Origin of the sequence: Streptomyces sp. SCPE 10 (assembly GCF_051980735.1) — a bacterium.
Taxonomy (GTDB): Bacteria; Actinomycetota; Actinomycetes; order Streptomycetales; family Streptomycetaceae; genus Streptomyces; species Streptomyces misionensis.
The window spans coordinates 2,911,877-2,923,455 of the sequence record NZ_CP197069.1 but is presented as its reverse complement, the minus strand read 5'-3'; the positions used below and the strand labels follow the sequence as shown (position 1 = coordinate 2,923,455).

Below are 11,579 nucleotides of genomic sequence, written 5' to 3'. Positions count from 1 at the left end.
CGGACCACCGGCGAGATCGCGGAGCGACGGGAACAGGGCATGGGTGAGGCGGTGGAAACCGGCGGCGGATCGCCGGCCGGCCGGATGGTCCGGGAGGCGCGGCAGGGCCTCGGTCTGACGATCGAGGAACTGGCCGAGGCGTCCGGCGTATCGGTGCGCACGATCAGCGACGTGGAGCGGGGCCGGAGCCAGCGCCCCCAGCGCGGGACGCTCACCGCGCTCGCCCAGGGCCTCGGCCTGGACGAGGCGGCCCGTGCCGCACTGCTGGCCGTCGTCCGCGCGGGCCGTCCGGCGGCCGGCACCCCCGCCCGGGGCAAGACGTCCCCCTGCACCCTGCCCAGGGGCGTGCGGGACTTCGTCGGGCGGCACGCGGAACTGTCCGCGCTGCGCGCCCTGGCGCAGCGGGCCGCCGAGGGGCGGGGCCCGGACCGGGACGTGCCGCCGGTGGCGGTGGTGTCCGGTCCGCCGGGCAGCGGGAAGACGACCCTCGCGCTCCGGCTCGCCGAGGAGTTCGCGCCCTCTTTCCCCGACGGAGAATTCCTGCTCGACATGCGGGGGTTGGAGGATCAGCCGCTCTCGGCGCAGGAGGCGGTGCTGCGCCTGCTGGGGGCGTGGGACGTCGAGGTGGCCCAACTGGGCGCCGAGGAGCGGCTGGCGCGCTACCACGCGCGGGCGGCCCGGCTGCGGGCGGTGCTGATCCTGGACAACGCGGCCGACGAGGCCCAGGTCAGACCGCTGCTGCCGCGGGAGGGCGGGGTGTTGGTGGTGGTGACCAGCCGGCGCACCCTGGCCGGTCTGGAAGGGGTGTGCCGGGTGCCGCTGGGCGCGCTGAGCGAGGACGAGTCGACCGCCTTGCTGCGGGCCATCGTCAGCGACGGGCGCGTGGACGCGGAACCGGACGCGGTGCGTTCGGTGAGCGAGCTGTGCGGGCACCTCCCCCTGGCGTTGCGGGTGGCGGGCAACTGGGCGGCCACCCGGACGAACTGGAGCCTGCGGCGACTGGCCGGCCGGCTCGCCGACGAGGACCGCCGGCTGGACTCGCTCAGCGCCGGTGACCTGCGGGTGAACTCGGCTTTCTCGCTTTCCTATTCACGTCTCGCTCCCGCGGCCGCCCGGATGTTCCGGCTGCTGTCCCTGGTTCCGGGGCCCGATTTCGGCGCGGCGCCGGCCGCCGTCCTCACGGGCACGTCACTGCCGTACGCGGAGGACCTGCTGGACGACCTGCTGGACGCCGGACTGCTGATGACCTCGCCGGCGGACCGCTACCGCTTCCACGACCTGCTGCGCCTGTACGCGCGCTCCCGGCTGCGCGCGGAGGAGGGCGAGGAGGGGGCGGCCGAGGCCGGTGCCCGCCTGCGCTCCTGGCTGCTGGACACCGCGGTGCTGGCCGGCCGCTGGTACGAGCCGGACCACGGCGCGCCGCCGCCGGACCCCGGCCGCCTGGCCGCCCTCGACGACCGGGAGCAGGCACTGCGCTGGCTCAAGGCGGAGAGCGACAACTGGCTGGCCGCCTTCCGTGAGGCCGCCGCGCGCGGCGAGCACGCCAGGGTCACGGACGTCGCCCGGGCCATGAACTGGTTCTCCGACCTGTGGGTCTCCTGGGGCCACTGGGCCGAGGTCTTCCAGAGTGCCGCGCGGTCCGCGGCGGCGCTGGGCGACGCCGGACTGGAGGCCACCCACCGCAACCACCTCGCCTGGGCCCACTGGGTGGGCGGCCGTCACGACGAGGCCGCCGCCTGCGCCGCACACGCGCTGCGTCTCGCCACGGCCGGCGACGACATCGCCCAGCAGGGCTGGGCGCACTTCTACCTCGGCTGGCTCCGGAACGTGGCCGGCGACGACGCGCCCGCGACCGCCGACCTCCTGCGCGCCAAGGAACTGTTCGTCCGGGCCGGCGACATCAGGGGCCACCTCCACGCGGCCATCGCCGGCATCAACCTGCTGGAGAGGGCGGGCCGCGCGCGGGAGGCCGTCGAGACCCACCGGGAGGTCCTGGACGCCCTCGCCGACCCCCGCAACCACGAGCGCATCCCGTCGAACGTACGCGACACCAACGTCCTGACCGCCAACTACCAGGTGGGCTTCGTCCATCTCGGACAAGGCCACTGGGCGGACGCGGTCGGCGCCCTGCGTCCCATCCGCGGGCAGTTCGACGCCCGCGGGTTCCACACGCCCGGCGCCGAGGTCCATCTCAACCTGGCCCACGCCCTCGCCCGCCTCGGGGAGGACGACGAGGCCGCCGCCGGGTACCGCGCCGTCCTCGCGCTGGACGGCCTCATCCCGCCGGCCATGGTGGACGAGGCCCGCGCGGGCCTGAACGCCCTCGCCCCCGGCGGACCGCCCCTGGAGGAGCCGGCCCGGCTCAAGGCACGGCGCCCCTGATCCACCCCTTCACCCCCTGTCACCCCCCACCGGTACCGTCGGACCATGGCTCGACAGGCGGGGACCCAGGCCGGTGAGCGGCGGACGGCCGTGCTCGAAGGCGTGCTGGAACGGATCACGTACGCCAACGAGGAGAGCGGGTACACCGTCGCCCGGGTGGACACCGGAAGAGGCGGCGCGGAACTGCTCACCGTCGTCGGCGCGTTGCTCGGCGCCCAGGTCGGGGAGTCCCTGCGGATGGAGGGGCGCTGGGGCACGCACCCGCAGTACGGCAAGCAGTTCCTGGTCGAGAACTACTCGACCCTGCTGCCCGCCACCGTGCAGGGGATGCGGCGGTACCTCGGGTCGGGGCTGGTCAAGGGGATCGGGCCGGTCTTCGCGGACCGGATCACCCAGCACTTCGGCCTGGACACCCTGCGCATCATCGAGGAGGAGCCCGAGCGGCTGATCGAGGTGCCGGGACTTGGACCCAAGCGGACCAGGAAGATCGCCGACGCCTGGGAGGAACAGAAGGCGATCAAGGAGGTCATGCTCTTCCTCCAGACCGTCGAGGTGTCCACCTCCATCGCCGTGCGGATCTACAAGAAGTACGGCGACGGCTCGATCGAGGTCGTACGGAAGAACCCCTACCGGCTCGCCGCCGACGTCTGGGGCATCGGCTTCCTCACCGCCGACAAGATCGCCCGGTCCGTCGGCATCCCCCACGACAGCCCGGAGCGCGTCAAGGCCGGTCTCCAGTACGCCCTGTCGCAATCCGCCGACCAGGGCAACTGCTTCCTGCCCGAGGAGCGGCTGATCGCCGACGCCGTCAAGCTGCTCCAGGTCGACACCGGGCTCGTCATCGAGTGCCTCGCCGAACTGGCCCGGGAGCCGGAGGACGGCACCGACCCCGGTGTCGTGCGCGAGAAGGTGCCCGGACCCGACGGCACCGAACCGGTCACCGCCGTCTACCTCGTGCCCTTCCACCGCGCCGAGATCTCCCTCTCCGCCCAGCTGCTGCGCCTCCTGCGCACCGACCAGGACCGCATGCCCGGCTTCCAGGACGTGGACTGGGCCAAGGCCCTCGGCTGGCTGAGGACCCGCACCAGGGCGGACCTCGCGCCCGAGCAGGAAGCGGCGGTCCGGCTGGCGCTCACCAGGAAGGTCGCCGTGCTCACCGGCGGCCCCGGCTGCGGCAAGTCCTTCACCGTGCGCTCGATCGTGGAGCTGGCCCGGGCCAAGCGGGCCAAGGTGCTGCTCGCCGCGCCGACCGGGCGGGCCGCCAAGCGGCTGGCCGAGCTGACCGGCGCGGAGGCGTCCACCGTGCACCGGCTGCTGGAGCTGAAGCCCGGGGGAGACGCGGCGTACGACCGGGACCGGCCGCTCGACGCGGACCTCGTCGTCGTGGACGAGGCGTCCATGCTGGACCTGCTGCTCGCCAACAAGCTCGTCAAGGCCGTGCCGCCCGGCGCGCACCTCCTCTTCGTCGGGGACGTCGACCAGCTGCCCAGCGTCGGCGCCGGCGAGGTGCTGCGGGACATGCTCGCCGACGGCAGCCCCGTCCCCGCCGTCCGGCTCACCCGGGTCTTCCGGCAGGCCCAGCAGTCCGGTGTGGTCACCAACGCGCACCGGATCAACGCCGGGCGGCCTCCCCTCACCGACGGGCTGAAGGACTTCTTCCTCTTCGTGGAGGACGACACGGAGGAGGCCGGACGGCTCACCGTGGACGTGGCGGCGCGCCGGATCCCGGCGAGGTTCGGGCTCGATCCGCGGCGCGACGTGCAGGTGCTCGCGCCGATGCACCGGGGGCCCGCCGGGGCCGGCACCCTCAACGGGCTGCTCCAGCAGGCCATCACCCCCGGGCGGCCCGACGTGCCCGAGAAGCGCTTCGGCGGCCGGGTCTTCCGCGTCGGCGACAAGGTGACCCAGATCCGGAACAATTACGAAAAAGGGAAGAACGGTGTGTTCAACGGCACCGTGGGCGTCGTCACCTCGCTCGATCCGGTCGACCAGCGCCTGACGGTGCTGACCGACGAGGACGAGGAGGTTCCGTATGAATACGACGAACTGGATGAACTGGCGCACGCGTACGCGGTGACCATCCATCGCTCGCAGGGAAGTGAATATCCCGCCGTGGTGATTCCCGTCACCACGGGAGCATGGATGATGCTTCAGCGGAACCTGCTCTACACCGCCGTCACCCGGGCGAAACAGCTGGTCGTGCTGGTCGGTTCGCGCCGGGCGATCGGCCAGGCGGTGCGCACGGTGTCGGCCGGACGGCGGTGCACGGCCCTGGATTTCAGGCTCGTTTCGAAAAATGATCGATCATATGAGTCGTGAAGGTCACAGAGCACTTCCAGATGCCTCTCCGAGGGGGCAGGATGAGCAGGTTGGCGGCACTGAGTGCCGTCAATAGGCCCAATGGTCGACCCCGAGTGCACTCTCCTGAGCCAAATGGGGGATGGTAGAGACAGTCAGGGCACCTCGAAGATGAGGCACTACGTCGGTGAGGGAAGACGTGAGCGACAACTCTGTAGTACTGCGGTACGGCGACGGCGAGTACACCTACCCGGTGGTCGACAGCACCGTCGGCGACAAGGGCTTCGACATCGGGAAGCTGCGCGCCCAGACCGGGCTGGTGACCCTGGACAGCGGGTACGGCAACACCGCCGCCTACAAATCCGCGGTCACCTACCTCGACGGCGAGGCGGGCATCCTCCGCTACCGCGGCTACCCCATCGAGCAGCTGGCAGAGCGCTCCACCTTCCTGGAGGTGGCGTACCTGCTGATCAACGGCGAGCTGCCCACCGTTGACGAGCTGACGACGTTCAAGGACGACATCACGCGGCACACGCTGCTGCACGAGGACGTCAAGAACTTCTACAAGGGCTTCCCGCGCGACGCCCACCCGATGGCCATGCTGTCCTCGGTCGTGTCGGCGCTGTCCACCTTCTACCAGGACAGCCACAACCCGTTCGACGAGAAGCAGCGCAACCTCTCCACGATCCGGCTGCTCGCCAAGCTGCCGACGATCGCCGCGTACGCGTACAAGAAGTCGATCGGTCACCCGTTCGTCTACCCGCGCAACGACCTCGGCTACGTCGAGAACTTCCTGCGCATGACCTTCTCGGTGCCGGCCGACGAGTACGAGCTGGACCCGGTCGTCGTCTCCGCGCTGGACAAGCTGCTGATCCTGCACGCGGACCACGAGCAGAACTGCTCGACCTCCACGGTCCGTCTGGTCGGCTCCTCGCAGGCCAACATGTTCGCGTCGATCTCGGCCGGCATCAACGCGCTGTGGGGCCCGCTGCACGGCGGCGCCAACCAGTCCGTGCTGGAGATGCTCGAAGGCATCCGCGACTCGGGCTCCGACGTCGACACCTTCATCCGCAAGGTGAAGAACAAGGAGGACGGCGTCCGCCTGATGGGCTTCGGCCACCGGGTCTACAAGAACTTCGACCCGCGCGCCCGCATCATCAAGGCCGCCGCGCACGACGTCCTCTCCGCGCTGGGCAAGTCGGACGAGCTGCTCGACATCGCCCTCAAGCTGGAGGAGCACGCGCTCTCCGACGACTACTTCGTCGAGCGCAAGCTGTACCCGAACGTGGACTTCTACACCGGTCTGATCTACCGCGCCATGGGCTTCCCGACCGAGATGTTCACGGTCCTGTTCGCCCTCGGCCGCCTGCCGGGCTGGATCGCCCAGTGGACCGAGATGATCAAGGAGCCGGGCTCCCGCATCGGCCGTCCGCGCCAGATCTACACGGGCGTCGTCGAGCGCGACTTCGTCCCGGTCGAGGAGCGCTGACACCCGCCGCCGGGGAGCGCTGAGCGCACCGACCCACAGGGCCTGCCCGCGAGGGCGGGCCCTGAAGTGTTCCGGTGGTCCTGACGCCACCGGTGCCCGGCGCGCGCACGGGCACAAGCAGAAGGCGCCCTGAGACGCCGGTCCCCCCACGGGCCGGCGACCAGGGCGCCTTCCCATGTCCCGGTGCGGATTCCCCCCACGGGATCCGGGCCGGGCGCTCGAGAGGACAGCGCCTGAATCGCTGTCGGTGCGGTCTGCCGGGACATCGCACGCCGGGAGGGCCGCTCAAAGCTTCCCGGTGTACGTGCCCCGGCAACGCATCTCCGGGGAAGTCCCCCAAGACATCCCCAGATGCCGGGTCAGCGCCCCCCAAGACGCCGATCCGACATCGCCAACTTAGACCTTCGAACCCCTTCGATGGTTACGTTCACATCACTGTGATCTGCGTCTCTTGCATATGTCCTTTTGCTGCGCAAGAGCCCCGTTACGGCGAACGGAGCCCTTGCGTAAGGAAGATGCGCGAGCCTTGTGAAGAGCTTATGTGAGGCTCGCGCCCGTCTCTAGGGGGGCTTGCGGCCCAACTTCAGCGGAAGCGGCGCAGCCGCAGGCTGTTGGTCACCACGAACACCGAGGAGAAGGCCATCGCCGCGCCCGCGATCATCGGGTTCAGCAGCCCGGCCGCGGCCAGCGGCAGCGCGGCCACGTTGTAACCGAAGGCCCACACCAGGTTGCCCTTGATCGTGGCCAGCGTGCGCCGGGAGAGCCGGATCGCGTCCGCCGCCGTGCGCAGATCGCCCCGCACCAGGGTGAGGTCGCCGGCCTCGATCGCCGCGTCCGTGCCGGTGCCCATGGCGAGGCCCAGATCGGCGGTGGCGAGGGCGGCCGCGTCGTTGACGCCGTCGCCGACCATGGCCACCGCGCGCCCCTCGCGCCGCAGCCGTCGTACGACGTCCACCTTGTCCTCGGGCAGCACCTGCGCGTACACGTGCTCCGCGTCGATGCCGACGGCCTTCGCGACCGACTCGGCGACCGTCCGGTTGTCCCCGGTCAGCAGCACCGGCGTGAGCCCGAGGGCGCGCAGTTCGCGGATCGCCTCGGCGCTGGTCTCCTTGATCGCGTCGGCGACCGCGAGGACCCCGCGGGCCCGCCCGTCCCAGCCCGCCAGGACGGCCGTACGGCCCTCCCGCTCGGCCTCGCGCGCCGCGCGGGCCAGGTCCTCGGGAACGTCCTCGTACAGGCGCCCCACGGCCACCTCGCGGCCGTCCACGCGCCCGCGCACACCCCGCCCGGGTACGTTCTCGAAGTGCTCGACCGCCGGGAGGGCGCCGGCGCGTTCCTCGGCGCCCGCCGCGACGGCGCGGGCGATGGGGTGCTCGGAGGCGTGCTCCAGGGCGCCCGCGAGGCGCAGCAGCTCCTTCTCGTCCTCGCCGTCCGCGGTGTACACCGCCTGGAGGGTCATCCGGCCGGTGGTGACGGTGCCGGTCTTGTCCAGCACGACGGTGTCGACGCGGCGGGTGGACTCCAGGACCTCGGGGCCCTTGATCAGGATGCCGAGCTGGGCGCCGCGCCCGGTGCCGACCATCAGCGCGGTCGGCGTGGCGAGGCCCAGCGCGCACGGGCAGGCGATGATCAGCACGGCGACGGCGGCGGTGAACGCGGAGACCGCGTCCCCGGTGACGCCGAGCCAGACGCCGAAGGTGGCGAGCGCGATCAGGATGACCACGGGCACGAACACGGCGGAGACCCGGTCGGCGAGCCGCTGCACCTCGGCCTTGCCGTTCTGCGCGTCCTCCACCAGCTTCGCCATCCGGGCGAGCTGGGTGTCGGCGCCGACCCGGGTGGCCGCCACGACGAGCCGGCCGCCCGCGTTGACCGTGGCACCGGTGACCTTGTCGCCGGGGCCGACGTCCACCGGCACCGACTCGCCGGTCAGCATGGCGGCGTCGACCGCGGAGACGCCCTCGACCACGGTGCCGTCGGTGGCGATCTTCTCGCCGGGCCGTACGACGAACCGGTCGCCGACCGCCAGGGAGGAGACGGGCACGCGCACCTCGCGGCCCTCCCGCAGTACCGCCACGTCCTTGGCGCCCAGCTCCATCAGCGCCTTCAGGGCCGCGCCCGCGCGCCGCTTGGAGCGGGCCTCCAGGTAGCGGCCGAGCAGGATCAGCGCGACGACGCCGGAGGCGACCTCCAGGTAGATGGTGGAGGAGCCGTCCATCCGGGAGACGGTGAGGCGGAACTCGTCGTGCATGCCGGTCATCCCGGCGTGTCCGAAGAACAGCGCCCACAGCGACCAGCCGAACGCGGCCAGGGTGCCGACCGAGACCAGGGTGTCCATGGTGGCCGCGCCGTGCCGGGCGTTGGTCCAGGCGGCGCGGTGGAAGGGTGCGCCGCCCCAGACGACGACGGGCGCGGCGAGGGTCAGGGACAGCCACTGCCAGTTGTCGAACTGGAGGGCCGGGATCATCGCGAGCAGCACGACGGGGGCCGCGAGCAGCGCGGAGACGAGCAGCCGATGGCGCAGGGCGCCCAGTTCGGAGTCGGGCCCGGGGGCCGTCTCCTCGGCCGTCGCCTCGGGTTCGGCCCGCGGGGGCGCGGGCTCCTCGGCGGTGTAGCCCGTCTTGACGACGGTGGCGATCAGGTCGGCGACCTCGACGCCCGCGCCGTAGCTGACCTTCGCCTTCTCGGTGGCGAAGTTGACGGTGGCGCTGACGCCTTCCATCCGGTTGAGCTTCTTCTCCACCCGGGCGGCGCAGGAGGCGCAGGTCATCCCGCCGATGAGCAGTTCGACCTCGGACGCCGGGGCCGTGTCACCCGGGGCCATGGGTGTCTGCGCGGTGGTGCTGGTCATGTCCGGACTCCAGACATCGGACCGGACCGCACGGAGCCAGTATCAGCTGGTCGGTACGGCCCGGTCGGGGAAAGTAGGAGGTGGTGCGGGTGGTGCTCAGGCCTTGCCGGCCAGCTCGAAACCGGCCTCGTCGACGGCGGCGCGGACGGCCTCGTCGTCCAGCGGGGCCTCGGAGACGACGGTGACCTCGCCGCTCGACGCGACGGCCTTCACCGAGGTGACACCGGGGATCTGGGAGATCTCAGCGGAGACGGATCCCTCGCAGTGGCCGCAGCTCATACCGGTCACCTTGTAGACGGTGGTGACGGAGGCCGGGGTGTCGGTCTGGGCGCTCATGTCGTTGCTCCTCGTCGTGGCATGGGGGGCTCGGGGTTCCAGAGGGGTTCCCCACCTTCTTCAGGTTATACCCCTAGGGGGTATTTTTCCACTGGGAGTTCCTTCGGACGAGTGACAGTGCCCAGCCCACCCCGACCAGCGTGACAAGGGCCGGGCCGACGGCGGACACCAGGGTGAGCAGATGCTGCTGCCCGGCGCTCGGCTGGGGCGGGTACCCCGAAGCGAACAGACCCGGCTCCACGCCCCGGCCGGTCAGCCGGACGACCAGCCAGGGCGAGACGGCGCGCAGGGCGTCCGCCAGCGCGTGCAGCAGGGAGACCCCCATGCAGGCGGCGACGACGGGCGGGGCGTACCGGAAACGTCCGTCCGGGCGGCGCAGCGCCAGCAGCGCGCCGCCGGTGACCGCGGTCCACAGGCCCTGCCCGAAGGGCGCGAGCAGTCCGCGCAGCAGCTCCGGCTCCAGCCTGCCCCAGGGAGTGTCGAGCGCCGCGGCGAGGGCGTACCCGGTGCTTTCCACCGCGGCGAACCCGACGCCGACGGCCGCGCCGAGCACCAGTCCGGCCCGGGTGCCGCGGATGCCCGGCTGCCGGCGCAGCGCGAACACCAGCGCCCCCAGCTTGGCGGCCTCCTCGGCCAGGGCGACGGTCAGCAGCCAGTCGGGGGAGGGGTGCGGCACGGAGGAGCCGGCGAGCGCGGCGCCGAGCACGCCGAGCGCGCCGCCGGCCAGGAAGCAGCCGAGGACCGCGCTGACCCCGAGGTCGCGGCCGTGCCGCTCGTACGCCCACAGCACGAGGACCACCGGCACCAGGAAGGCGCCGAGCAGCACCAGCGCGGGCAGCGGGGCGGTGCTCCCGGTCGCCCAGGTCACGCACGCGGTCGCCGCCCACACCGCGAGCCCGCCGCCCAGGCAGCGCCGCCACAGCCCCGCGCCGATCCGGGGGAACGGCGGCAGGGGCTGCTGCGGACCGGGGATGCGGGCCCTGGGGGCGCCGGGCGGCGGCGGGTGGCTCACGGGGTCGTCCCCTCGGGCTGGGCGGAACGCGGATCGGCCGGGGATCGGCAGGGGGATTCCTCCGCACTGTAGGCAGATGTCCCGGGCCGCCGCCGTTCTCGTGCGCCGTACGCGTGACGCGGACCGACCGGGGGCGGTGCCGGCCGGCGTGAAAGGGTGAGGGGCATGAGAGCGGTGCTGTTCGAGGAGTTCGGAAAGCCGGCCCAGGTGCGGGAGGTGCCCGACCCGGCGCCCGCGGAGCACGGGGTCGTGGTGCGGGTCGAGGCGACCGGGCTGTGCCGCAGCGACTGGCACGGCTGGATGGGCCACGACCCGGACATCGTGCTGCCGCACGTGCCCGGCCACGAACTCGCCGGGGTGGTCGAGGCGGTGGGCGCCCGGGTGACCGGCCCGCGGCCCGGCGACCGGGTCACCGTGCCCTTCGTCTGCGCCTGCGGCACCTGCGCGGCCTGCGCGGCGGGCGACCAGCAGGTGTGCGAGCGGCAGACCCAGCCCGGTTTCAGCCACTGGGGCTCCTTCGCCCAGTACGTCGCCCTCGACCACGCCGACGTCAACCTCGTGGCGATCCCGGACGGCATGGCGTACGCCACCGCCGCCGGCCTCGGCTGCCGCTTCGCCACCGCCTTCCGCGCCGTGGTGCAGCAGGGGCGGGTCGCGGCCGGGCAGTGGGTCGCGGTGCACGGCTGCGGCGGGGTCGGGCTGTCCGCGGTGATGATCGCGGTGGCGGCCGGGGCGCGGGTCGTCGCCGTCGACATCTCGCCCGGCGCCCTGGAACTCGCGCGCCGGTTCGGCGCCGCGCACTGCCTGGACGCGCGCATGGTGCCGGACCCGGCGGCGGCGGTCCGCGAGCTGACCGGCGGCGGCGCCCACCTCTCGCTGGACGCCCTCGGCTCGCCCGTCACCTGCGCCGCCTCGGTGAACTCCCTGCGCCGCCGCGGCCGGCACGTGCAGGTGGGCCTGCTGCCCTCGGCGGACGGCACCACCCCCGTCCCGATGGCCCGCGCCATCGCCCTGGAGCTGGAACTCCTCGGCAGCCACGGCATGGCCGCCCACACCTACCCCGGCATGCTGGAACTGGTCCGCTCCGGCGCCCTGCGCCCGGACCTGCTGGTCACCTCCGTCATCGGTCTGGACGCGGCCCCGGCGGCGCTCGCCGCGATGGCGGACGCGCCGGGCGCCGGAGTCACGGTCGTCGAACCCTGGGCGTGAGA

7 protein-coding genes are annotated in these 11,579 nt (G+C 72.7%); 4 read left to right on the top strand and 3 right to left on the bottom strand.

Going from position 1 to position 11,579, the window contains the following annotated elements; genetic code table 11:
- Positions 1–39: 39 nt before the first annotated feature.
- The 3 genes from ACSP97_RS13675 to ACSP97_RS13665 all read left to right on the top strand — a co-directional run bounded on the left by ACSP97_RS13675 (position 40) and on the right by ACSP97_RS13665 (position 6,169).
- Entirely contained in the window at positions 40–2,382 is a 2,343-nt protein-coding gene (locus ACSP97_RS13675; RefSeq protein ID WP_440557704.1) for a helix-turn-helix domain-containing protein, read from the top strand.
- Positions 2,383–2,427: 45 nt separating this feature from the next.
- Positions 2,428–4,701 (top strand): SF1B family DNA helicase RecD2, encoded by a 2,274-nt coding sequence (recD2, locus tag ACSP97_RS13670; RefSeq protein WP_440557702.1) that lies wholly within the window; start codon positions 2,428–2,430, stop codon positions 4,699–4,701.
- 178 nt (positions 4,702–4,879) lie between these two features.
- Positions 4,880–6,169 (top strand): citrate synthase, encoded by a 1,290-nt coding sequence (locus ACSP97_RS13665; protein ID WP_070027445.1) that lies wholly within the window; start codon positions 4,880–4,882, stop codon positions 6,167–6,169.
- Positions 6,170–6,752: 583 nt separating this feature from the next.
- On the opposite strand, the gene ACSP97_RS13660 is transcribed toward ACSP97_RS13665, so the two are convergent.
- The 3 genes from ACSP97_RS13660 to ACSP97_RS13650 all read right to left on the bottom strand — a co-directional run bounded on the left by ACSP97_RS13660 (position 6,753) and on the right by ACSP97_RS13650 (position 10,368).
- Positions 6,753–9,020, bottom strand: coding sequence for a heavy metal translocating P-type ATPase (locus ACSP97_RS13660; RefSeq protein ID WP_440557700.1), 2,268 nt, complete (start codon positions 9,018–9,020; stop codon positions 6,753–6,755).
- A 96-nt stretch (positions 9,021–9,116) separates the two neighbouring features.
- A complete protein-coding gene (locus ACSP97_RS13655) occupies positions 9,117–9,356 on the bottom strand; it encodes a heavy-metal-associated domain-containing protein (RefSeq protein ID WP_364724229.1) in 240 nt (79 codons plus the stop codon).
- A gap of 73 nt (positions 9,357–9,429) precedes the next feature.
- Complete coding sequence (locus tag ACSP97_RS13650; RefSeq protein WP_382014134.1) at positions 9,430–10,368, bottom strand: PrsW family intramembrane metalloprotease; 939 nt, start codon at positions 10,366–10,368, stop codon at positions 9,430–9,432.
- A 165-nt stretch (positions 10,369–10,533) separates the two neighbouring features.
- Here ACSP97_RS13650 and ACSP97_RS13645 point away from each other — a divergent pair, with 165 nt between their 5' ends.
- Positions 10,534–11,577, top strand: a complete 1,044-nt coding sequence (locus ACSP97_RS13645; protein ID WP_440557697.1) for a zinc-dependent alcohol dehydrogenase family protein — start codon at positions 10,534–10,536, stop codon at positions 11,575–11,577.
- Positions 11,578–11,579: the final 2 nt, after the last annotated feature.

Excerpts from the sequence above, each read along its gene's own strand:
- ACSP97_RS13675 (WP_440557704.1), top strand. The coding sequence starts at position 40 with ATGGGTGAGGCGGTGGAAACCGGCGGCGGATCGCCGGCCGGCCGGATG.
- recD2 (WP_440557702.1), top strand. The coding sequence starts at position 2,428 with ATGGCTCGACAGGCGGGGACCCAGGCCGGTGAGCGGCGGACGGCCGTG.
- ACSP97_RS13660 (WP_440557700.1), bottom strand. The coding sequence starts at position 9,020 with ATGACCAGCACCACCGCGCAGACACCCATGGCCCCGGGTGACACGGCC.
- ACSP97_RS13655 (WP_364724229.1), bottom strand. The coding sequence starts at position 9,356 with ATGAGCGCCCAGACCGACACCCCGGCCTCCGTCACCACCGTCTACAAG.
- ACSP97_RS13645 (WP_440557697.1), top strand. The coding sequence starts at position 10,534 with ATGAGAGCGGTGCTGTTCGAGGAGTTCGGAAAGCCGGCCCAGGTGCGG.